This is a genomic window from Dongia sp. agr-C8, from assembly GCF_054658695.1.
Map to the genome: position 1 here is coordinate 1,056,540 of NZ_BAAGHZ010000003.1, position 22,755 is coordinate 1,079,294.

A 22,755-nucleotide genomic window follows, 5' to 3' on the forward strand; every position below is an offset into this window, starting at 1 on the left:
ATTTGAAAATTCAAGAGCCGGATTGGAACATCCAGGAGACAAATATACCGAGGAGAAAGCCGATAACCGCTCCAACCACCATCAGCGAAATAGAAAAGGCAGCCTCTCGTCGCACCAATGGAGAAGAGTGACGCAACAGGAACTCCGGTAGTCGAAACCACTGGCTAACCTGCTCAATCCGTAGGATGTGCAATTCCCCAGCTTTCTTGATGCCGAGTTCGCGTCGATCGTCGTATTGGAGCGCGATCTCGTTCTTGAGCAACTTCCTTTCGCCGGTTGCCGCTCGAACGATCCTTATGAGCGACTTCCTTGCGCGCCCATTGTCAATCAACGAGACCCTCACGAGAGAGTTTCGCCCTCCGAGCTTGCGAAGAATCACCCCAGACACACGGATCGCTCCCACATCTCGATCCTGTTCTATCGTACCAATCGCTTCGAGGGAGAGCACCTTGAAGGCGTTCTCGACCATAACGGCTCCTTCGCTTAGGTAGAATCGGCACAGCCAAGCCGAAATCGCTCTGTCTATGCCTTTGGTGAGCCGACATTGCCTGTTGGCAACAGAGGCAATCCCAACGCTTTCAGGAACTCATTGTGCTTGCCCGTCGCCGTTTGAATCGTGCCCTCAATATCCGTCAGTTCGGCATGAATCGCCGACAGATCGATCTCCGCTTCGGCGGTCGCGGTGCTGATGTAGCGTGAAATATTCAGATTGAAGTCGTTCTTCTCGATCTCGGCCATCTCCACGCGGCGGGCGTAGCGGGGCTCCTCCTTCCGAAACTGGTAGGTGTCGATGATCTTTGCGATGTGCTCGGGCTTGAGCTGGTTCTGCCGTTTGCCTTTGGCAAAACTCTCGGGCCCAGCGGCATTGATGAACAACACATCATCAGGCTTCTTGCATTTCTTCAGCACCAGAATGCAGACCGGGATGCCGGTGGAATAGAAGAGATTGGCGGGCAGACCGATGACAGTGTCGATATGCCCGTCCTTGAGCAGTTTGGTGCGGATGTCCGCCTCCGCGCCGCCTCGGAACAAAACGCCGTGGGGCAGGATGATGGCCATCACGCCTTCGTCTTTCAGGAAGTGGAAGCCGTGCAGCAGGAAGGCGAAGTCGGCGGCCGACTTGGGCGCGAGACCGTAGTTCTTGAAGCGCACGTCGTCGCCCATGCTTTCGGTCGGGCTCCAACGGTAGCTGAAGGGTGGATTGGCGACGATGGCGTCGAACAGGGGCTTCTTGGCCGGGTTCAGCTCGCGCAGGATGTCCCAGTCGTTGAGCAAAGTGTCACCGTGGAAGATCAGGAACTCCGTGTCCTTCACCCCGTGCAGCAGCATGTTCATGCGGGCCAGGTTATAGGTGGTGATGTTCTTTTCCTGGCCGAAGATCTTGCCGATGGTGCCGCCCGCCTCCTTCATGCGTTTGCGCACATTGAGCAAAAGCGAGCCGGAGCCACAGGCGAAGTCCATGACGCTCTCGAGCCGTTTCTTCGTCCCGGTCTTCGGTTCCTGGCTGTCCAACGTGACGATGGCGGACAAGATGCCGGATATCTGCTGCGGCGTATAAAACTCGCCCGCCTTCTTGCCCGAACCGGCGGCGAACTGACCAATCAGGTACTCATAGGCATCGCCCAGCGCGTCGACGTCCGTTGAGAACTCCGCCAGCCCCTCGGCGATCTTCTGGATGATGGTGCAGAGCTTGGCGTTCCGCTCGGTGTAGCTCCTGCCCAGCTTGGGGGAAGTCAGGTCAATCTCGGAGAACAGGCCCTGAAAGGCGCTCTCAAAGGATTCCGTCTCGATATACTCGAAGCCCTTTTGCAGCGTCTTCAGCAGTTCGCCGTTCTGGGTGCGGGCCATGTTGGCGATGCTGCGCCACAGGTGATCCGGCCTGATGACGTAATGCACCTTGCGGCGCATCTGCTTTTCGAACTCCGCGACGTCGTCCGGATTGGCCGCATACCACAGCGCCAGCGGCACCTTGTGGGCGTCTTCGCCCACATCCGGGTAGTCCCGTCCGAGCTCCTTCTTCGCCGCCGTCTCGTAGTTGTGGGAGAGATAGCGCAGAAAGAGGAAGGACAGCATGTAGTCGCGGAAGTCGTCCGCATCCATCGCCCCGCGCAATTGGTCGGCGATGCTCCAGAGGGTGTTACCCAGTTGCTTTTGGTTGGTGTCGTTCATGGCGTCATGCCTCCTGCCGGCGCGGATGCGGGTGCTGCCGCGACAGGTGCTGGCGCGGCAGAAGGTGGGGTCTCCGCCATCTCAGGCAGGGTGAATTGGAACTTAGAGGTGAAATCCCGGAGAATGCGGCGGAACAGCTCCTTGTTGTCCTCGCCCATCTCGGCCGGCTCGTGAATAGCGTATCTGCCATGGCTGAGGAGGTTCACGGCACGGTTATAGAGCGCCCTATCTTCCTCGTTGTTGAGCGATTTGAGGCAGAAGCCGATGTCAGCGTGCCCGAAGAATGACGCGGTCTTTTCCATGATGCTGCGCAAGGCGTTGAAATGAAACGTGTAGAGCTTGCCGGAAGCTGGGTCAGCCGCAAGCTGCAGCTCGGCAAGTGTCGAAACGTGATGGAAAAACGGCGTGTCCTCGGTGGCGCGCAGAGCGTAGGCTCCATCTCCATTCGGGCGGTGGAGGAAGTAACGTTTGTGCATTACCCTCGGCTCCCCTTCTTTGGATCGGCCGATCTCGTTGCACATCACGTTGAAGAATAGTGCGTGGTGTGAGGAGAAAATTACCTTGATCGGCGCCGGTTCGCCCGTGGGGTCGGTCCGGCTGGCGGCGCGGCGGAGGAGTTTGGCGAGATCGCAGGCGACTGAGATGGCGTTGTTGTCATCCAGCGACGAAATCGGGTCGTCGATGTAGAGGTATTTTAAGGACTGATAGGAGACATGCCCGTCGAGCATCCGCTCGCAAATGGCCATGAAAAGGCACCAGATAAAGATATTCTGCTCGCCACGGGAAATCTTGATGTTCGTTTCTCGGACGCGCTCAGGTTCCAGGCCCCGCCTTTGCCGCAGAACTTCCTTGGAGAAGCTGATCTTCCACTCGGTGTAATCGATGTCGAAGTCAAAATCGGCATAGCGGTCGAGGTACCCGGCAATCGTTTCCTCCAGCGCGAGGTCCCTAAGGCCGTTAAAGAAAGTAGAGTCAGAGTTGATCTGGAGATGGCGGGCGGTGTCGCCATTCAAATCGTTATCCCAGGTGAACAAGTCTTCTGTGTAGGCATTGAAGTAGAGAGTGTCTGGCTTGCCCTTGTTCTTGCGCTTACCGGCATCCTTAAATTCCATCGAGAGGCGCGTCTTGCCGGTGCGGTTGTAGGCGTAAATGAGGATGAGTTCGACACCACTATGATCAGATCTCAACTTCTGTGCCAGCGCACGCAGGTTCGTGTACGTGTTGATTTTTGGCTTGTTGTTCATGTCTCCAACTCCTCCGGCAACGGGAAGAGCTGCTGCATGAGTCCGTGCTTGTGGCGCTGGAGAGCTTCGAGCTTTTGCGTCTCGGCGGCGATTAGGGCGTCGAGGCTGCTCAGGCAATCGGCGATGCGTTGCTGTTCACGTTTGTCGTGGGGAATTGTAACCGGGACTTTCTCTAACACATCAACTGACAAGCCCGGTTGTGCTTGTCCGGTCGCGAAACGATTCAGGTTCAGGAGTTCGAGCAAGTAATATAGCCAGGCCACCTCGACGCCACGGTTCGGTGTCGCAACAACTGCGTGCTCGGTTGCGTGAAACCTGCCGGTAGCAAGCTTAATATTTCCGCAAAGTGCCCCTTGGCGACCAATGAGAGGATAGACGCCCTCATGCGTGTGACTCGCGGTGAATCCCCTCAAGCCATTGCCGCCGTAGCAGGGGAACAATTCGCCCGCGTCTTCGTCTTTGATATCGGCTGCCGCCACAAATTTCCCTGCCTGCATCCTGCATGCGTCAACCAACGTCTTGGGCTCCCACTCTCCAGTACCCTCAAATTCGGGAAAGCGGACGCGGGGTTGGGTTTCGCTAGGAACCTTTGTTCCATTTTCAATCCGCTCCGGACGGGGGAAAAGCTGCTGCATCAGCCCTTTTTTGTGGGCCTTCAGCGCGTCCACCTTCCGCGCTTGCGCTGCGATCAGTTGGTCCACCGAACTCAGGCACGCGGCAATTTCTTTTTGTTCGGCGTCGGATGGCAGCGCAACTGAGCACGCTAGGAGTGTCTCGGCGTGGATGCGTTTGGCCTTTCTGCTGCCATCGGCAATTTCGCCAACCCTCTCATAAAACTCCTTTCGCTTAACGTATTCCAACAAGAAGCCGGGGTTCATTCCGTCGGCGATGTCGAAGCAAGGCAAATCGACGGTTGATTCAAATCCATCCAGTTCCTGTGGGACAATTCCAAAGGCCTGATTGAGAAAGTCCAGTTTGCTATAGATGAACTGTCCAGCCTTACGGCGGTAGTACTGCGTATTTATGCTGCCTTGCACAGCCTCGTTCTTCTCAAAAACTCCATTTCCCCAGAGCTTCACCGTAATCTTCTTTGCCACGTTGCCCTTACTGCCGGGCAGTCGGCTTTCACTCAGAAAATCTCCAAGCTGCTTCTGTTCCCACCCCTCCGCCGCCCGAAACTCCGGAAACCGCAGCTTCGGTACCAGGGCTGGTTTGCCGTCTTTCTTCGGGCCAGTCGATTTCGCTTTACTGCTCATATGCGCTGAGTCCTGAGATGTCGCGGCCGTGAGCGCGCTTGGAGAGGAGGGGCAGCAGGTCCGCCATGAGGGCGAGTTCGACGTCCTTGCGGGCCTTCCAGCCGAGATCGAGCGGGGCGAAGAGATCGCCGAGCCGCTCGGCATCGAAGATCATGCGATCGAGGATTGCGTCCACGAAGGATTCTAAGGCAGCGGTGCCAAGGCCGTGCTTCGCGGCGATGGCGGCGAGTTCGGCAGCGCCTTTCTCGGCCTTGAAGCGGGTGTAACCGTCGCGAATGGCCTTTTCGCTTAAACCCTCGCCGGCTTTAAGGGTGGAAATATACGCGACGATGTCCTCGCGTTCGTCCATGAACTTGGCGTCAGAGAGGATGAGGCCGATGAGCTGCTCGCGGGTCATCTTCGACTTGCCCGGCCCATTGGCCGAGAACTTGGCGATCAGGCTCATGATGTAATCGTAATCGATGATGGTGGAGGCGAAGAGGATGAACTCGAAATCCAGCTGGTCGGCGTTGTCCATGCCGGGCTCATTGTCGCCCTTCTTCTTGCCCTGTTGTTCCTTCAGACGCTGGGCCGTCTCCAGATAGGCGCCTTTGAAACCGCGGTGCTGTTCGCTCGGCAGCACCTGCTCGATGGCGGCTTTGTTTTCCTCGGTCAGGTCGGTGTATTGGTCGAGTTGGGTCTTGAGCCGCTGAACCTCCTTGAAGCGCTCGATGAAGACGGTACGGGCCGCGTCACCCTTCAGGTTCGGCACGGCCTCGGGAACGGCATCCAGGCCTTGCGATTTCATGAAATTGTCGAGCTGCTGTACGGCGGCATGAAGCTTCTGGATGACCACGAGGGCCTTGTCCACGAGCCAGATTTCGCGCGCCTGCTCGCCGGTCTTCTCGCCAGAGAAAAGGGCGATGGCGGCGTCCACCTCGGCCTGCTGCTGGCGGAAGTCGAGGATGTTGCCGTAGGGCTTGGAGCCGTTCAGCACGCGGTTGGTGCGCGAGAAGGCCTGGATGAGGCCGTGGTGACGCAGATTCTTGTCCACGTAGAGCGTGTTCAAATATTTGGAATCGAACCCCGTGAGCAGCATGTCCACCACGATGGTGATGTCGATCTTCTGCGCGTGGGGGAAGTCGGCATTGGGCCATTGCTGGTCCTTGATGCGCTTCTGCACATCCTGATAATAGAGGTCGAAGTCGCCGATCGTGTGGTTGGTGCCATAGCGCGCGTTGTAGTCGGCGAGGATGCCCCTGAGCGCTTCCTTTTTCTTCTCTGGCTCGACTTTGTTGTCCTCCTTCTCCTGCTGGAGGTCTTCCGAGAGCTGCTCGATATCCTTTTTGCTTTCAGGATTTTCCGCAAGCTGCGCCGGCGGGGAGAAGACGCAGGCTATATTGAGCGGCCGGAACTCGGGATCGGCCGCCTGCCTTTCCGCCTGCATGGCCTTGAACAGACCGTGGTATTCGATAGCGTCATTGATGGACGCGGTGGCAAGGATGGCATTGAAGCGGCGCCCGGCGGTGGCGGCGTCGTGCTTGGCAAGGATTGCCTCGATGACCGCACGCTTGGCGATGGCTTCCCCGGCTTTAGGCGGCTTCTTGCCCGCTTCCTCCTTGGGCTTGAAGTAATCCACGTGGAAGCGCAGGACGTTCCCGTCCTCAATGGCGTGCGTGATGGTGTAGGCGTGGAGCTGCTTCTGGAAGAGGTCTTCGGTGGTGCGCATTGAAGCCTGCGCATCCTCGATCTTCTGCGCGCTGGCGTTCTTCTCGAAGATCGGCGTGCCGGTAAAACCGAACAGCTGGGCCTTAGGGAAGAACGCCTTGATGGCCTGGTGATTGTCGCCGAATTGCGATCGATGGCATTCGTCGAAGATGAAGACGATGCGTTTGTCCCGCAGCGGCTCCAGCAGCTCTTTGTAGGTGGGCTGGTCGTTCCGCCTGCGCTGCTTTTTACGCTTGCTGCCTTCGTCCAGCGCCAGGCCGAGCTTCTGGATCGTGGTGACGATGACCTTGTCCGCGTGGCTTTCGGAGCGAAGACGCCGGACGAGGGCGGCGGTGTTGGTATTTTCCTCGACGCAACCTTCCTGGAAGCGATTGAACTCTTCGCGGGTCTGGCGGTCGAGGTCCTTGCGGTCGACGACGAAGAGGCATTTGTGGATCTTGTCGTCGAGCTTGAGCAGTGTGGAGGCCTTGAACGAGGTCAGCGTCTTGCCGCTGCCGGTGGTGTGCCAGATATAGCCGTTACCCGCGTTGTCCTCGATGCACTTCACGATCTGCCGAACGGCATAGACCTGGTAGGGCCGCATGATCATGAGCTTCTGCTCGCTCTGGATGAGCACCATGTAGCGGCTGATGGTCTTGCCCAGCGCGCACTTCTGGAGGAAGCGGGCGGCGAAATCGTCGAGGTGGGCGATCTTCTTGTTGGCCTCGTCGGCGAACTCATAGACCGGCAGGAAACGCTCGTCGGCATTGAAGGCGAAGTGACGGGCGTTGTTGTTGGCAAAGTAGTATGTGCGGTCGCGATTGCTGACGATGAAGAGCTGAAGGAAGCAGAGCAGCGTCTTGGTGTAGCCGTTGCCCGGATCGTTTTTGTATTCGACGATCTGCTCCATCGCCCGGCGCGGGTTGATGCCAAGGGTCTTCAGCTCGATCTGCACGCAGGGCACGCCGTTGATGAGCAGAAGCACATCATAGCGGTGGTGGCTGTAGTCGGTGTTGATGCGAAGCTGGTTGACGACCTCGAAGGTGTTTTTGCACCAGTCCCGAATGTTCACCAGTGTGTAGTTCAACGGCGTGCCGTCGTCGCGGGTGAAGGCGCTGGTTTCCCTCAAGACCTTGGCGGCGTTGAAAACGTCAGGGGTGACGATTTCGTCAAGCAGGCGGGTGAACTCGGAATCGGTGAGCTTGATGCCGTTCAGGGAGTCGAACTTCTCGCGGAAGTTCTTCTCCAGCGCGGCGCGGTCGCGGATATCCTTGCGATACTCGTAATTCAGGCCCTGGAGCGTTCCGATGAAACCATATTCAAGGGCGTCCTCGCGGAGCCCGGAAGGAGATGCTACGGCGAGCGGGGAGTCGTTATCGGAGGGAGCGCCCATGGTCGTTACCTCGACCGCCTATGCTCGGCCGCACGTATGCGCAGGCGGCGCTTGAGGTCGTCTTCGAGGTTTTGGATCGTGATGCTGGCCATGCCGTACCCCCTGATTCCCGCAAAACTAAGCGTTGATGGCATCGCCATCAATCCCCAGGCGAGCATGTCACAGCGTCGGCGGCATGGTTTTCCAGCCGGCAACTCAGAAAAAGCGCCCTGACGCTAGCGAAACGCCGCGCCTTGCCCTCCCGGATGCATATTCGCCCGGAAGGACCCAGGCCACTGTTTTGCCAAACGGATCAGCCGGGAACGGCGCCCGCCCGCAGGTCCTTGAGGCGCAGCAGCATGGCCAACATCCGTTCGAGCTTCCGATCAAGGTGGACCTCGTAGCGGCCGAGCCGATCCAGCTTGTCGGGGTCGAGCGCCTCGCCGAAGGCCTGCTCGCGGATAATTGGTCGGTTGGTGAGTTCCTTCGCCCGTGTCTCGAACCAGGGCAGTACCTTGGTCTCCAGGAAATGCCTGAGACCCGTGTTGTCGGCGGTAGCCGGTGCCTCACCTTCTTCGAGTTCGTCGAGGGATCGACGGAGGATATTCGCCCACCATTCTTGCGTATCCTCCCGCAGTGCCGCCAGCGCGGCCTCGTAGGAGTCGTTTCGCCTCGATTCGAGCAGCTTGAGGGCGCGGCGTGTCATGGCCTCGTCCTCCTGCATTTCCCGGATGTCTGCTTCGGTGTCGCTTGCCGTTGCGCGAATCGCATCGACCACCCGTTCGGTTTGGTCTGTCGCGTCGAGATGCACCAGCGCGACCTTCACCGTCTCGCGATAGGAAGCCAGGGTGCCGTCGAGGCCGCGCCGGTGGAGGGCAGACTCGGCCAAGCGCAGCCGGCGCTTGCGCCACAGGACGCCGGCCAGTTCCTCGACCAAGTGCTCCTCGGTCGGCCCCACCGGGGCGTGCTCGGCGACCAGCGCCGCGAGGAGCGCGGTGTATTCCGCCGCGTCTTCCCAGGGCAGGATCGTGTAGCGGGAAAGGATGCCGTGGCGCAGGGCGTTGAAGCGGGTCACCTCAGTGCTTTCGCTCGGGGCCGGAGGGGTTGTTTTGGTCGCGGTCACTGCCAGAATCCCTTCCTTCGCCTCGGCGCGTCGATCCGCGACAGCAGGCGCGCCGCCCGGATCGCGAAGGCTTCGTCGGCCAGCGTCTCCGCCTCAAGGGCGCGCTTGCGCAGTCGGCCATAGGTGCGCCGCCACATGCCCTTTGGCCGATTTGGAAGCAGCTCGGTCATGCCGGGATCACCGCCAAGCCGCTGCCTGATCCTGTTCGCGCGCCGCAGCGCCCGATCCCATTCGCCTTCGCTCTGGCTTGCATAGGCCAGGCGGTAGCAATGCCGGCACAGGAAATAGCGCCCCGATCCGTGCAGCTTGGCGGCCCGTCTCCCGCAGGCGACCCCGTTCACCACGCCAGGACAAATGAAATAGGGGCGCGTTCCCCCGAACGGACAGGGCACCTGGACGATGCGGACAGTCTCCGACACATCCTCCCATTCGCCACCCGAGATGCGGATGCGATAGGAGAGGTTCAGCCGGTCGGCCTCGGTGCGCAGATTGATCGAGGCGACCTTCCGGCCGTCGGCGGTCCACTGCCACCCACCTCGCCAGCCCGGCTGAAGGCAACCCGTCTTGTGCAGACGGTTCACGTCGATCGAACGGCAGGATTCCACTGTATCCCGTCCCGATCCACTCGGCCGCCCCGACCCAATGCCGCCCATTATGCGTCCCCTTTTTTATCGAAATCGTCTGGAGATTTGACGGTCTTAGCAACCTCCATAGCAGCCAGCGCCTCGGCGTCTGCACGCGGCAACCCGCCGTCGAACTCGGCTATACCGGCGCGTTCATCGAAGGAGGCCCGCTGGTCGTCGGCTGAACACTCGGTGGCAGCGCGCACCAGTCCGGATTGGAAGGGGCAATTTGTGGCCGCACCGTCCGCAGCGGTCCCGCTGTTGGTTTTCGGCGGGTTGATGCGGACGGTCGGGACGAGACCCTCGCCCGCACTGTCCGCAGACCCGGCAACCGTCCGCCGGTCGGATGTCGCAGACTCGTTTGACGGGCTGGATTTAGCCGCTAGGGCGGACGATGCGGACTGAGCGGACGGTCGCGCCCCGGCACCTTCTGACTTGGTCGAGATGCGGATGATCCGCGTCCGTGCCCGGCCTTCGCGCTCGAAGCCGATCTCGATGCCGATCTTGCGCAGGAAGGTCGCTGCCCGGCGCAACCGCCCCCCCAGTGCCCTCGGACTGTCCGGCCAGGTCTTGGATTTGGCGACTCGCTCGCCCGCAGCCTCGGCCAGGGCACCCAGAAGATCCGAGGCGGTTCCCGTCCAATCCGTCCGCGAAGCCATTAGGGCACGCACGGCAGAGGCGATCGGATCGGCGTCGATCACGCCCTCCACCGCCTCGTCGCGATTGCCGCAATAGGCCGACCAGAAGGTGCCCGCCGGCCAGAGCCCGGTCTCGCAGGCCGTAGCCCAGAGCGCAAAATCGGCCATACGGGGCAGCTTAGCCAGACGGGTATCGGGCAGCCGCTTGAGGCCCTGCACCATCGTGTCGAGCAGGACGCCGAGGATACGAGGGCGTTCCGCCTCGAAGGCGGCCCAGAGCTCAGCCTCCGGCCGGCGCCGCTCCTCAGGGATAGGCTCCAGCGTGAGAAACACGGCGCGATCGGCTAGGTCGGGTCGGGTGACTATGTCCTCGATGCCGTTGAGGATTACCGGGCGGGCAGCGTCGAACAGCACTTCATCCTGGTCGCTGTAAAGCTGGCGCACCGCGAAGCCGCCACCGGTGGCGAGCCTGCAGAGGGTGTCGGAGATCCACGCGGGAAGTCCCGAGACGTTGTCGAAAGCCAATACATGGCCGTTGCTGGCGGCGATGAACAGGTCGCGGTCCTCGCGCGGCAGGGCACGCAAGGGTGCCGTGTTCGGGTCAAGCAGCGCCCGCAGGATCGCCGAGAAGGTGGATTTCGCCGATCCTTGCTCGCCCGACAAGACGATGACCGGGTAGGGGCCGCGATTGCGCAAGGCGGCGAGCGCCCAGGCGACGACCAGCACGAAGTCATTGTCGGACTGGACGTTGAGGAATCCACGCAGTGCCTCGACCGAACCGCCTGGCAAAGGCATCGGCAAAGGCTTCATGCCGGCGGCGCGGCGGAAGCGGACCGGCGGATTTTCGATCACGCGCCAGCCGGTCGCGTCGATCTCAACCGCCCGCCAGGTCTCGTCACCAAGATCGAGATAGAGCCGGCCGTCCAGCCCGCCGACGCGGATGTGGACCAAGCGCTCGGGCGAATCGAAATGCGCCTTGGCCTCGATCACGTTCAGCGCCGACTGCAGCGCCTCTGAACTTGGGGCGCCCTGCGTTGCCTCGAAGAAGCGGCGGGCCAGCCAGCGGCGGAAGCCCTTGGCGCGGATCGGCCAAGTCTCCCGATGACCGTTAATATCGAGATCGGCGAAGCCGCTACCGTCCGGGGCATGGAACAGTTCCGCCGATTGCGCCAATTCGATCAGGATGTCGGCTTGCGTCGGACCTCGCCGGCCGGCTTCGCCACTTTCCTCGGCGATGGCCTCGTCGAGCGCCGTCACCCGGCAGCCGGCCTTTTTCAACTGCGCGCGCAGCGCTTCGAATGCGGCACGGTCCTCTTTCGTCAACTCGGCGAGGCGCTCCAGTACGTCGGGCGCAAAGGGAGCGCCGGGATCGATCGCGGTCCTCTCGACCAGTCTATCCAGTGGATCGCCGATCTCCTCGGCCGCGTCGATTGCGGCGGCGACGGGATTTTCGGGCTCAACCAGGTTGTCGGCGTCATTCATGGCGCGCCCTCTTCCATACTGGAAGTTCGACCCATCAGCAGATCGTTGAAGTCCATCAGCAGATCGTTGAAGTCCATCCCCCGCGGGTGGGCGCGCGATACGAACGCGGCGACCTTCCCGCTGCCACCGTCTGGCGCATTCGCGCGCCGCTGCGTCGCCGGGTTCGTCGCCATCGGCAAGCACGACCACTTTGCGCAAGGTCGGTGGAAGGTCGAGCGCGCGCAGTCCAGACGTGGAGAGCGCCGCCCAGGCCGGGTTTCCTGTGGAGAGCATGGCGGCGAGACAGGTCTCGATGCCTTCGCCAACCATCAGCATGTCGCCCGGAGTCCCGAGCCCTACTGCACCGCCACGGCAGGGGCCGAGCATCATCTTCTGCGGATTGACGGGCGCCTTGCCGCCGCCGTCGCGGGCGAGGAAGGTACGGTGGACCGCGAGCGGCTTGTCGTCGGAGCCCCGTGTCACCAGCGCGACCATCGCCGGCCAGAAGCCGCCAGAGGGGTGTTTCAGCCGTGCATGGAAGCGGAGCTTGGGCGGCGGCTGGATATGCAGGCCGCGCGAGCGGAGATAGGGCTCGACCAGCGTGCCGTCCGCCGGTGCCGCAGACCGCCAGATGGCGAGCGCGTCCTCGGTCCGTTTGGTGTTGTCGCGATCAGGCTGGGGACGGGATGGGACGCGCGGTGCCGAACGCGAGACCAGGCGCTGACCGATTTGATTCCATAGGCCGCGTGATCGCAAAATGCCGATGACGCGCTTCTGCTCGCAGCCGGCATGGCAGCGCACCAGCACCTTGCCGTCGTCGGTGTCGCAGATGGATAGGCTTGGGGTGTGATCGTCGTGTGCCGGACAGCGTGCCGCCCAACCGTCGCCGGCTTTACGCCCATCGAGGGCTTTGGCGATCCACTCAGCGTTCATGGTGCCCTCCATTGTCAGAGGCGGCAGCCGTCTCGTCGTCGTTCGCTGGCGGCGGCACCTCGGCTCGCGACCACTCGGCGAGGAGTGCGAAGAAGCCGGCAACATTCTCGGCGATCTGCCGGGCGTCCTCGTGGCTCAGATTGCGCCCAAGGCGGGATTGCCAGACCTGGCGGGTCCGGTCGGTCAGATTGTCGTTGGCAGCGTGTAATGGCTTCACCGAAGACCTCACGGTCGGCTTCTCGCCGCTCCGTGCCTCTGGCCTCCGGCCTCGGAATCCCACCGATGACGCTGGACCCTAAAATTTGCATCTTCGGCGTCCCCGTCTCAGGGATCGCCAATCTTAAGTCGCGTTACCGCGCGGCAACTCTTCCTCGGGAATAGTGAACCTGTGCGACTTGCCGGCCTCGATGACGAGCTCGCGCCGATTTCCTTTACCGATGCCGCTCGAAATGGTGCACCGAAAGTGACCGTGACGAAGCCCGTCGAGGAAGGTCTGAGCGAGACGCTCTAGCGCCTCTTGGTATTGGGGCCCTCCGGAACGTCCGGCATCAGCCCCTTTCGGTTCGTTATGCATTGTGCAACAGGGCCTTCATGTCCTTGATGGTGCAGGAGAACGCGAGCGGCGGAACCGTGGTGCCGTCCCCGAAGTAGGCCATTACGTCTTTCCGTCTGGTCGGCCGATCGCGGAACACGAAGATCTTGTGACGTCCTTCGTTGCGCAGATCGATCAAGTCATACCCTCTGCAACGTAGGAAGCAGGCGAGATAGAAGTCGCGCGTCTCATACGCGATCTCGTCTACAGGCGCCTCCATATTGACCTGTCCAGTTGACACTTAACAATCTCCTCAAAAAAAGGGCGATCACGCCTCTATATCGCTGTCGAACTCCTGCTCTTCAACGTCGAGTTCATCATGCCGTCCGGAAAACGAAAACCCCAGGCCCTCCAGCCGGATTCGCATAGCCTTCGCCGAGACCTGAAACTCAGCAGCTGCAGGTCGCACGACGAAATCCATTAACTGGTCGCCCGTCAGAGTTCCGAACCGATTGGGATCACATCTGTCTAGCACCAACGCCTTCGGCATAAGGAGGCATGCGGAGTAATAGTCAGCCTGCCATTCAATTGGCTCTCTTGCTTGGCTTGACCGACAGACAACCGACGAGGGTTTCTTCATTTCGAAGAATGTCGCCTGCCTTGGGTCTTTCAAGAATAGGTGGCGGTGAAGTCGCCAATGACCGCCACCCTCATGGCCCAGCGTGAACCGGTAGCGGCCTTCCTGCTTGGGGTTTACTTCCGGGTCCAAGCTTTCGTCGACAACAATTCGACCATCGTCGAAGAAGATCGCACCCAGAATGTCCGTTTGACCGAGTGGGCGAGGAACACCCAAGAGCTCATGGAGATCATCAAATTCAATGCGCAGTTTCTGGTGCTTCTCGATGATGTCTTCGATTGGGATGGGAGGCACGAGCTTGACGCAGCGCGTTTGAGCAAACTCAGCTAGCAGCAACTCCGCGTCGCGCTCGATTTCCTCAGTAGACAGGAATGGGACAGATTTGGCCATCTGGGGTCATCCTCATTTGCATCTGGGGATTGGTATCTAGCATTTCATTTGTCCTTCACCTTCTGCGCCTCGCGGGCCAACCGAGTGATATCCTCTGGCTTCAGCCCACGAGTAGTTCTCAACAGCGCCGCCAACTCCACCGGCTGGCGCTTGATGATCTCGGAAACGTCAGAAGACACGCGCCCCGCCAGCGCCAGAAGTTCGTCGGCATCGCACTCGATGATCTTGGCAATCGCCTTCACCTTTTCCTCGACAGGTGGCGCGAACTCGTCGCGCTCGATCTTCGACAAGTAAGTCGGACTCACGTCGATCTTCTTCGCCATCTCCCGCAATCCGATCTCCTTTGCCTCTCTCTGCCTCCGAATAAACGCACCAAACTTCTCCCTCCCGCCAATCATCGATTCTCCCTCCGTCCGGCTGTTTAGGATTTACTTTACAGCCGACTCTTACGTCCGTCAACTGTCCACTAAACAAGTGATTTCAGCGCGCCGGCGGTGGGGCCCGATGCATAACTCAAACACGGGATTTCTTAGTGTTCCGCGCGGCGTTTCAGGCTGAGAGCAAGTAGACGAAATCCGAGAGTCAACGTGATCGAGGCAGAAGGGGAGCTTGAATTGACGCCTAATGCCAATCCACAATCGATCGGGCCTTCCAAGTTTCTTGATGCATTAATGTGGGATGGCGGGCCTCGCTAGCGGCCTATCGAGACCGAGGAGATCCCGATGGAGTTTAAGCTGCCCTACCTCCTGGCGATGAGGGCCCAGGCACCGAAGATGTTCAACCAACTCCGCCAATCGGGGGAGATGGAGCAGCACTTGGCGGCAAAGGCCCAGGAGGCAACGGCGCTTTACGAAACCCTGGCGGCCGGGTTCACAAGGGACAGCCACGGCCTGCTTCCGATGAATGAGGCGACGATGATCGAGGAGCAGGTGCGGGCGATGCTTATCGATTTCCCGCAAGGGGATTGAGGGGTGAGTTACCTCCTATTCGCTTCTCTGACGTCGACGATGAATGACTCCAAGGCCAATCTTCGACCGGGAAAGGCCTAGGGCTTAGTGACACCGTCACGAAACGCAGGGGCGAGCGAGTCATTAATATTAATTAAGAGCTGTCTGAATCCGGCGTCGGGCTCGGCACACATCGTTCTATAGGCGCTCAAGAAGGGCAGCCAAACTCTCCAGATGCTTTCGGCCCGGTTGCCTAGGCGGCCACGCGCTCCAGCAGAGCCAGCAGTCGTTCCAGAATCTCGATCGGGCGTGGCGGGCAGCCCGGGATGTGGAGGTCGACCGACAGCACGCTGGCGACCCCGCCCTCGACCGCATAACTGCCGGAGAAGCAGCCGCCGTCCAGCGCGCAATCGCCGACGGAAACCACCCATTTGGGGTTGGGCATGGCGTCGTAGGTGCGTTTCAGTGCCTCTCGCATGTTCTTGGTGACCGGGCCGGTCACCAGCAGGACGTCCGCATGGCGCGGCGAGGCGACGAAGCGCATGCCGAACCGCTCCACGTCATAGAAGACGTTGTTGAGCGCGTGGATCTCCAGCTCGCAGCCATTGCAGGATCCGGCATCGACTTCGCGGATCGAAAGGCTCCGGCCGAGCCGCTTGCGCGCGGCGCGCCCGACCGCCGCGGCAAGTTCCTGCACCGCCGCGTCTTCGGGCCGCGGCGCGCGCTCGGTGAAGGGCGATCGAAACAGGCTCTCCAGCAGCAATGTTCTCATGGCGTCACCGGGGTCAAAGGTCCTGGCCCGAATAGGAGCAGTTGAACGACTTGTTGCAGAGCGGGAAGTCCGCGACGATGTTGCCTTCGATCACCGCTTCCAGCAGCGGCCACTGGAACCAGGATGGATCGCGCAGATGGCAGCGCGCCACGGCGCCCTGATCGTCCAGTCGCAGCCAGGCCAGGACATCGCCCCGAAATCCCTCGACGATCGCCATCCCTTCCCGCGGCTCCGCTGCCCGCGGCGGCTCGCCGCGAAGGGCGCCGGACGGCAGCCGGTCGAGGATCTGTTCGACCAGGCCGAGGCTCTGCTCGACCTCGCGGATGCGGATCCAGACGCGGGCGTTGACGTCGCCCTCCTGCAGCGCCGGAACCTCGAAGCTGAGCGCTTCGTAGGGCGGGTAACGGAGCGCACGCCGCGCGTCGAACCGCCGGCCCGAAGCGCGGCCGACGAAGCCGGCGGCGCCGTATTGCCGCGCGAGCTCGGGCGAAAGGGTGCCGGTGCCCACGGTCCGATCCTGCAGCGACGCGGTGTTGTCGTAGATCGCGATCAGCTTGGGCAGCCGCTGCCGGATCTCGGCGAGCACCGCCTGGATGCCGGCGGCGCCCTCGCGATCGATGTCTGCGGTGACGCCGCCCGGCACGACCCGGTCGCGCATCAGCCGATGACCGAAAGCGGCGTCGGCGGCCCGCAGCACCCGCTCGCGCAAGGCGCCGCAATGGGCATGCATGATCGCGAACGAGGCGTCGTTGCAGATCGCGCCGATATCGCCAAGGTGATTGGCCATGCGCTCGAGCTCCGCCATGAGCGCGCGCAGCCAGGCCGCGCGTGGCGGCGCCTCGGTCCCCAGCGCCGCTTCGACGGCGCGCGCGAAGGCCAGCTGATAGGCGACGGTGCTGTCGCCGGAGATCCGCCCGGCAAGCCGCGCCGCCTGGTCGAGGCCGGCGCCACGGAGCAGGCTCTCGACCCCCTTATGCGTGTATCCCAGCCGCTGCTCCAGGCGGACGACCGTCTCGCCGCTGGTGGTGAAGCGGAAATGCCCGGGCTCGATGATGCCGGCATGGACCGGCCCGACGGCGATCTGGTTCAGGCTCGGCCCCTCGGCGGGCAGGAAGGCGTAGGGCGTCTGCGCTGAGTCGAACTGCGCCGATCCGAGGGGGTGACGTTGGCCCCATTCTCCGTGATCGAGCCAGGGCCTCAAGTCGGTCAGGCCCTCCGGCTCCAATCCGTAAAGATCACGGATCGCGCGTTCGAGCCTGAGCGCCGGGGGATGCAGCCGGCCGACCGAAGGATAGCGGCCGTCCGGGCAGGGCAGGCTGACGACCGCGACGACCGCCTCCTCGAGCAGCGCCATATGGACCATGTCCGTCTCGGCCCAGAGCCCGAGCAGCGTGCAGGCCCCATCGGCGAGCCCGGCCGAGGCCCCGCTCCAGGCCGTGGCGTCGACCATGACGCGCGGGTACGGCATGTGTCGCGTGACGGGGCGGCCCTGGGCGAGAAGATCGTTCAGCATCGACATGCGCGCGGCCTATCCGAGGAGATGGGCGACATGCTGGAACCAGGCCACCAGCGGCCCCGGCAGGAAGATTCCCGCCCCCAGCACCACGGCGAAATGCGCGTACATCGGCAGGTAGGATGCATGCGTCGGCGCGGCGCTACCCTCCGCCTCGCCGAAGGCCAGTCCGCCCAGCCGCAGCATCAGCGCCCCGAAGCCGACCAGCAGCCCGAAGACCAGGGGAATTGCCAGCAAAGGCTCGCGAGCGAAGGTCGAGCTGACGATCAGGAACTCGCTCATGAACACGCCGAACGGCGGCAGGCCGGCGATGGCGAGCACGCCGATCACCAGGCCCCAGCCGAGGCTTGGGTGACTTTCGGTCAGGCCGCGGATATCGGCGATCTTCTGCGTGCCTTTCACCTGGGCGATATGGCCCACGGAGTAGAAGATCGCCGACTTGGTCAGGCTGTGCATCACCATGTGCAGCAGGCCGGCGAAGTTGGCGAGCGGGCCGCCCATGCCGAAGGCGAAGACGATGATGCCCATATGCTCGATCGAGGAATAGGCGAACATGCGCTTGATGTCGCGACGCCGGTACAGCATGAACGCGGCGAAGACCAGCGAGACCAAGCCCATGGTCACCATCAGCGGGCCGGGGGCCAGGGCCTCCGGGCTGGCGGCGAGCATGATCTTGAAACGCAGCACGGCGTAGAGCGCGACGTTCAGCAGCAGCCCGGAAAGCACCGCGGAGATCGGCGTCGGACCTTCGGCATGGGCGTCGGGCAGCCAGGCGTGCAGCGGTGCTAGGCCGACCTTGGTGCCGTAGCCGAGCAGCAGGAAGATGAAGGCGAGGTTCAGGAGCGCCGGCTCGAACGCGGCGGCATGCTGGATCAGCAGCGTCCAGACCATGGCATCCTGGCCCTCGCCGACCACCGGGCGGGCGGCCATGTAGACCAGGATGGTGCCGAACAGCGCGAAGGCGATGCCGACGCTGCCGAGGATGAAGTACTTCCAGGCGGCTTCGAGCGCCTCGTGGGTGCGGTAGATTCCGACCATCAGCACGGTCGTCAGGGTGGCGAGCTCGACCGCGACCCACATCAGGCCGATGTTGTTCGACACGAAGGCGAGGTTCATGCCGAACATCATGATCTGGAACATCGCATGGTAGAATCTGAGATAGGTCGGCGTCAGCCGTCCGGTCTCGAGTTCATGGGCGATGTAGCTGGCGCTGAAGATGCTGGTGGTGAACGCGACCACCGCGTTCAGCAGGATGAACACGATGTTGAGGTCATCCACCAGAAGGTACGGGCCGGGCTCCGGCCGCTCGCCGCTCAACAGCGAGAGCGCCGCCAGCAGGGTCAGGCCGCTCGCCAGCACGTTCAGCCGGGCCGTGATCCGATAGCCCGGCAGGGCCGCCAGGATCGCCGCGGCGGCAATCGGGATCAGCAGGACGGCGAAAACGGCTTGCTCGAAGAACATGGTCATCGCCGTTCGCCCCGGAAATCGTCCAGGGCCTGGTCGTCCACGGTGTCGAACCGCTCGCGGATCCGGAACAGAAACACGCCGATGACGATGAAGGCGATCAGGATCGAGAAGGCCACGCTGATCTCGACGACCAGCGGCATGCCCTTGGCGCCGGTCGCCGCCAGGACCAGGCCGTTCTCGAGCGACATGAATCCGACAACCTGACTCACGGCGTTGCGGCGCATGATCATCATCAGCAGGCCGAGCAGCACGACGGACAGCGCCATGGCCAGGTCCTCGCGCGCCAGCGGGTCCGCGCTGGATGTCACCCGGAGCATCAGCACCATGGAGAGGGTGACGAGGCCGATGCCGAGCAGCATGGTGGTGCCGATGCCGGCGACGTTCTCGATGTCGCGATGGATGCCCAGCTTCTGGATCATGTTGTGGAGCGCGACCGGGATGACGATGCCCTTGAACACCAGCGCGATTGCCGCCGTCACGTAGAGATGCGGCGCGTCCTGGACCAATGCCTGCCAGGCGACCGAAAAGGCGAGGACGATCGCCTGCAGCGCGAAGACGTTCAGCAGCGCATAGAGCCGGTTCTGATACAGCATCAGGAAGCTCACCAGCAGCACGCCGCCGGCCAGGAGATGCGCGACATCGAAGGCGAGCCCGTGCATCAGAGACTCCTCGAGACGAACAGCAGGAGCAGACCGAGCAGCCCCAGCATCAGGGCGGCGCCGAGAAACTGCGGGACCCGGAACACCCGCATCTTCGCGGTCGCGGTCTCCAGCAATGCCAGCGCGGCCCCGCAGGCGGTCAGCTTCACGGCATAGACGGCCAGGCCGAGCGCATAGGCGGAGAGCCCGGAGGCCGTCGCGGTGAGCTGCCAGGGTGCGAAGACCGCGGCGATCAGCGAGACATAGAGCAGCAGCTTCAGCGCCGCGGCCAGCTCGATCATCGCCAGGTGCCGGCCCGAATATTCCAGCACCATCGCCTCATGGACCATGGTCAGCTCCAGATGGGTCGCCGGATTGTCGACCGGGATCCGGGCGTTCTCGGCCAGCGACACGATGATGAGCGCGACCAGGACCATGCCGAGCGACACCCTGAGGCCCACCGCGGTCGAGGCCATGTAGGCGGCGATGGTGGAGAGCTGCGTCGAGTTCGCCAGCAGGGCCAAGGTGAAGATCACCATCAGCATCGCCGGCTCCGCCAGCGTGGCGATCATCACCTCGCGGCTGGCGCCGATGCCGCCGAAGCTGCTGCCCACGTCGAGGCCGGCCAGGGCCAGGAAGAAGCGCGCGCTGCCCAGGAGCGCCACGATCGCGATCAGGTCGGCGGTCCAGCTGAACATGAGGCCGGTCGCGAAGGTAGGGACCAGCGCCGCCGCGACCCAAGTGGTGGCAAACACGATGTAGGGCGTCGCGCGGAACAGCCAGGATGCATTCTCCGGCAGCACCACCTCCTTGCGCAGCAGCCGGATGAGGTCGCGATAGGGCTGAATGACCGATGGCCCGCGGCGGCGCGTGAGGCGCGCCTTGGCCTTGCGGACGAAGCCGGTGAGCAACGGCGCCGCCGCCAGCACCAGGGCCATTTGCGCGCCCTGAACCAGGATGTCCGGGATCATGGCCATAGGGTCAGCGCGAGCAGGAGAATGATGAGCGAAGCGAAGACCAGCGTGAGGTATCGCCGGATGGTCAGGAACTGCAGCCGATTGAGCTGGCCGGCTGCGAACGACACGGCAGCGGCGATCGGCGCATAGAGATTCTCCCAAAGGAGGTCGTGTGCCGCGAGCGTGTATCGTGCCGGGCGGGTCTCCCCCGGCCGGGGCATGTCGACCTGCTCCCGGGCGCGGAACACCACGGCGCCGAACACCCGCACGATCGGCTGCGCGAAGCTGCCGGCGGTGTATTGCATCGCCGTGGTCAGCTCCGGAAAGCCGCAGCCCCAGAGCGGTGCGCGGCGGACTTCCCGCGAAGCCAGCCGATGAATGGAGAAGGCGGCGAGCGACCCGGCGGCCGCCACGAACAGGAAGACCAGCAGGCCGTTGTAGGAACTGTGGCTCTCGGCGATCGGAATGACCGAGAGCCATGGGATGTGAGTCTGCACCGGCATCCGCGCTCCGAGCAGCATCTGGACCGCCGCCGAGAAACCGTCGATCGCGAAGCCCGGCAGGATGCCCGCCAGAACGCATAAGCCGGCGGGGACGAGCATCCCCGCTCGCGAGAAGCGGTCGACTTCGGCTGCCCCGGCCGCCGCCGCAGTCCTTGGCCGGCCGAGGAAGGTCATGCCGAAGGCCCGCACGAAGGTTGCCGCAACCAGGCCGGCGGAGAGCGCGAGCAGGCCGCCCACGGCCGGCACCAGGATCTTCAGCCCCCATTGCGGCAGATCGGGGCTCTGCAGGATCGCCTGGAAGACCAGCCATTCCGAAGCGAATCCGTTCGACGGCGGCAGTGCCGAAGCGGCGATGCAGCCGACCAGGAAGACGAAGCTGGTGAGCGGCATGCGGTGGATCAGGCCGCCGAGCTTATCCATGTCGCGTTCGCCGGTCGCCGTCAGCACGGCGCCCGCGCCGAAGAACAGTAGGCTCTTGAAAGCGGCGTGATTGAAGACGTGGAACAGCGCGGCGGTCAGGGCCAGGGCGGCGGCGGCGTTCATGCCGTTGGCCCGGAACGCAAGCGCCAGCCCGAGGCTGACGAAGATCAGGCCGATATTCTCGATCGTGCTGAAGGCGAGCAGCCGCTTGAGGTCGTTCTCCAGCTGGGCGTGCAGGATGCCCATGACCATGGTCGCGCTGCCCGCCAGCAGCACGACGACGGCGCCCCACCATTCCGGCGTGCCCAAGAGGTCGAAGACGACCCGGATGAAGGCGTAGATGGCGATCTTGGTCATGACGCCGCTCATCAGCGCCGAGACGTGGCTCGGCGCCGCCGGATGGGCGAGCGGAAGCCAGACATGCAAGGGGACCAGGCCGGCCTTCGATCCGGTGCCGATGAGGATCAGGATCAGCGCGAGACCGGCGACGAACGGCGTCGGCTGCGCGGCGCGGATGGCGTCGAAGCCATAGCCGCCCTCGGCACCGGCCAGCAGGCCGAAGGCGAGCAGCAGGACGAGAGTGCCGAAGCTCGCCATGACAAGATAGATATAGCCGGCGCGCCGGTTCTCCGGATCGCGGTGATGCGCCATCACCAGGGCCCAGGACATGACGGACATGAGCTCCCAGGCGAACAGGAAGGTGAAGGCGTCGTCGGCCAGCACCACCAGGTTCATCCCGGCGAGAAAGGCCGGAAGGAACGGCAGGACCCGATGCGGCGCCGGATCATGGCGTCCGTAGCCGAGGCCGTAGAGACTCGCCAAGGCACCGCCGAAGTTGACCACGACCAGGAAGAATGCCGCGAGCGCATCCAGCCTGAAATGCACGCCGATCCAGGGAAGACCGAGCGGCAGCGCCATGACCGAGGGGGGAAGGGAAGCCTGCAACAACGTGGTTGCGGCGGAAGCCAGCGCCAGAAGCGAGACGGCCAGCACGGCGGCATAGATCACCCGGGTCGCGGCGGCCGAGCGCCCGAGCGCGACCGCCAGCGCTCCGATCGCCAGAAATCCGAGGGCCGACCAGCATGCAAGCGCGACCGGCGACATTCAGGCCTCGGCCTTCCGGCGCTCCGCCAGCCTCTGGCCGCCGCCGCCACGCCTTGCAATGTCCGGCACGGCTCTCAGGCGGACGCCGCGTCCGCCCGACACGCTGGCGGCGCCCTCGCCGATCAGCTCGATCCCGGCGCCATCGAGCGCGGCCACCAGCTTCATCAAAGAGTCAACGTTGCCGCGGATCGTGCCTTCGCTGGTCTCCATGCGCTGGATCGTCGGCACCGACAGCCCGGACAGCTCGGCAAGCCGCCGCTGGTCGATGGCGAGCAGGGCCCTGGCAGCCCGAAGCTGCGCCGCGGTGATCACGATGGACGATCCCCTATCGAATATGAATTATAAGCTTTAGGATATGCATAATGTTATGC

21 protein-coding genes are annotated in these 22,755 nt (G+C 62.8%); 1 reads left to right on the forward strand and 20 read right to left on the reverse strand.

Features of this window, described 5'->3' with window-relative positions; translation table 11 throughout:
• Positions 1-10 precede the first annotated feature (10 nt).
• From ACYQ4T_RS19315 to ACYQ4T_RS19375, 13 genes are all read right to left on the reverse strand, one after another.
• The gene (locus ACYQ4T_RS19315) at positions 11-469 is read right to left on the reverse strand and encodes a hypothetical protein (protein ID WP_459857613.1); all 459 of its coding nucleotides are present in this window, start codon (positions 467-469) and stop codon (positions 11-13) included.
• Positions 470-522: 53 nt separating this feature from the next.
• Complete coding sequence (locus ACYQ4T_RS19320; protein ID WP_459857615.1) at positions 523-2,169, reverse strand: type I restriction-modification system subunit M; 1,647 nt, start codon at positions 2,167-2,169, stop codon at positions 523-525.
• Complete coding sequence (locus ACYQ4T_RS19325; protein ID WP_459857618.1) at positions 2,166-3,413, reverse strand: hypothetical protein; 1,248 nt, start codon at positions 3,411-3,413, stop codon at positions 2,166-2,168. The genes ACYQ4T_RS19320 and ACYQ4T_RS19325 overlap by 4 nt, the downstream gene beginning before the upstream one ends.
• Positions 3,410-4,669, reverse strand: a complete 1,260-nt coding sequence (locus ACYQ4T_RS19330) for a restriction endonuclease subunit S (protein ID WP_459857620.1) — start codon at positions 4,667-4,669, stop codon at positions 3,410-3,412. Before ACYQ4T_RS19330 ends, ACYQ4T_RS19325 begins: the two co-directional genes overlap by 4 nt.
• Positions 4,659-7,748 carry a type I restriction endonuclease subunit R gene (locus tag ACYQ4T_RS19335; protein WP_459857622.1) on the reverse strand — a complete coding sequence of 1,030 codons (3,090 nt, stop codon included), beginning with the start codon at positions 7,746-7,748 and terminating at the stop codon, positions 4,659-4,661. Before ACYQ4T_RS19335 ends, ACYQ4T_RS19330 begins: the two co-directional genes overlap by 11 nt.
• A gap of 5 nt (positions 7,749-7,753) precedes the next feature.
• Complete coding sequence (locus tag ACYQ4T_RS19340) at positions 7,754-7,906, reverse strand: FitA-like ribbon-helix-helix domain-containing protein (RefSeq protein WP_459857624.1); 153 nt, start codon at positions 7,904-7,906, stop codon at positions 7,754-7,756.
• Between the two features lie 134 nt (positions 7,907-8,040).
• Complete coding sequence (locus ACYQ4T_RS19345) at positions 8,041-8,850, reverse strand: hypothetical protein (RefSeq protein WP_459857626.1); 810 nt, start codon at positions 8,848-8,850, stop codon at positions 8,041-8,043.
• Positions 8,847-9,455: a hypothetical protein gene (locus ACYQ4T_RS19350; protein WP_459857628.1), complete on the reverse strand. Its 609-nt coding sequence runs from the start codon at positions 9,453-9,455 to the stop codon at positions 8,847-8,849. The genes ACYQ4T_RS19345 and ACYQ4T_RS19350 overlap by 4 nt, the downstream gene beginning before the upstream one ends.
• Positions 9,456-9,502: 47 nt before the next feature.
• Positions 9,503-12,505 (reverse strand): DUF7146 domain-containing protein, encoded by a 3,003-nt coding sequence (locus ACYQ4T_RS19355; protein WP_459857630.1) that lies wholly within the window; start codon positions 12,503-12,505, stop codon positions 9,503-9,505.
• Positions 12,495-12,722 carry a hypothetical protein gene (locus ACYQ4T_RS19360; RefSeq protein WP_459857632.1) on the reverse strand — a complete coding sequence of 76 codons (228 nt, stop codon included), beginning with the start codon at positions 12,720-12,722 and terminating at the stop codon, positions 12,495-12,497. The genes ACYQ4T_RS19355 and ACYQ4T_RS19360 overlap by 11 nt, the downstream gene beginning before the upstream one ends.
• A 349-nt stretch (positions 12,723-13,071) precedes the next feature.
• Entirely contained in the window at positions 13,072-13,317 is a 246-nt protein-coding gene (locus ACYQ4T_RS19365; protein WP_459857634.1) for a DUF5659 domain-containing protein, read from the reverse strand.
• Positions 13,318-13,365: 48 nt separating this feature from the next.
• Positions 13,366-14,064 (reverse strand): ImmA/IrrE family metallo-endopeptidase, encoded by a 699-nt coding sequence (locus tag ACYQ4T_RS19370; RefSeq protein WP_459857637.1) that lies wholly within the window; start codon positions 14,062-14,064, stop codon positions 13,366-13,368.
• A gap of 44 nt (positions 14,065-14,108) precedes the next feature.
• The gene (locus ACYQ4T_RS19375) at positions 14,109-14,462 is read right to left on the reverse strand and encodes a helix-turn-helix domain-containing protein (protein WP_459857639.1); all 354 of its coding nucleotides are present in this window, start codon (positions 14,460-14,462) and stop codon (positions 14,109-14,111) included.
• A 324-nt stretch (positions 14,463-14,786) separates the two neighbouring features.
• Between ACYQ4T_RS19375 and ACYQ4T_RS19380 the strand changes: the two genes are divergently transcribed.
• On the forward strand, positions 14,787-15,032 hold the full coding sequence (locus tag ACYQ4T_RS19380) for a hypothetical protein (protein ID WP_459857641.1): 246 nt from the start codon (positions 14,787-14,789) through the stop codon (positions 15,030-15,032).
• Positions 15,033-15,264: 232 nt separating this feature from the next.
• Here the strand turns inward: ACYQ4T_RS19380 and ACYQ4T_RS19385 are convergent, their stop codons facing one another.
• From ACYQ4T_RS19385 to ACYQ4T_RS19415, 7 genes are read right to left on the reverse strand one after another with little or no spacing between them, the layout of a single operon-like run.
• Entirely contained in the window at positions 15,265-15,783 is a 519-nt protein-coding gene (locus ACYQ4T_RS19385; protein WP_459857643.1) for an NADH-quinone oxidoreductase subunit B family protein, read from the reverse strand.
• A 13-nt stretch (positions 15,784-15,796) separates the two neighbouring features.
• The gene (locus ACYQ4T_RS19390; RefSeq protein WP_459857646.1) at positions 15,797-17,302 is read right to left on the reverse strand and encodes a hydrogenase large subunit; all 1,506 of its coding nucleotides are present in this window, start codon (positions 17,300-17,302) and stop codon (positions 15,797-15,799) included.
• A 9-nt stretch (positions 17,303-17,311) separates the two neighbouring features.
• Positions 17,312-18,763 (reverse strand): hydrogenase 4 subunit F, encoded by a 1,452-nt coding sequence (locus ACYQ4T_RS19395; RefSeq protein ID WP_459857649.1) that lies wholly within the window; start codon positions 18,761-18,763, stop codon positions 17,312-17,314.
• Positions 18,760-19,422, reverse strand: a complete 663-nt coding sequence (locus tag ACYQ4T_RS19400; protein ID WP_459857652.1) for a hydrogenase-4 component E — start codon at positions 19,420-19,422, stop codon at positions 18,760-18,762. Before ACYQ4T_RS19400 ends, ACYQ4T_RS19395 begins: the two co-directional genes overlap by 4 nt.
• The gene (locus ACYQ4T_RS19405) at positions 19,422-20,378 is read right to left on the reverse strand and encodes a respiratory chain complex I subunit 1 family protein (RefSeq protein WP_459857655.1); all 957 of its coding nucleotides are present in this window, start codon (positions 20,376-20,378) and stop codon (positions 19,422-19,424) included. The genes ACYQ4T_RS19400 and ACYQ4T_RS19405 overlap by 1 nt, the downstream gene beginning before the upstream one ends.
• Positions 20,369-22,384: a hydrogenase 4 subunit B gene (gene hyfB / locus ACYQ4T_RS19410; RefSeq protein ID WP_459857658.1), complete on the reverse strand. Its 2,016-nt coding sequence runs from the start codon at positions 22,382-22,384 to the stop codon at positions 20,369-20,371. The genes ACYQ4T_RS19405 and hyfB overlap by 10 nt, the downstream gene beginning before the upstream one ends.
• Positions 22,385-22,696 carry a helix-turn-helix domain-containing protein gene (locus tag ACYQ4T_RS19415; protein ID WP_459857660.1) on the reverse strand — a complete coding sequence of 104 codons (312 nt, stop codon included), beginning with the start codon at positions 22,694-22,696 and terminating at the stop codon, positions 22,385-22,387. It lies immediately after the preceding gene.
• Positions 22,697-22,755 lie beyond the last annotated feature (59 nt).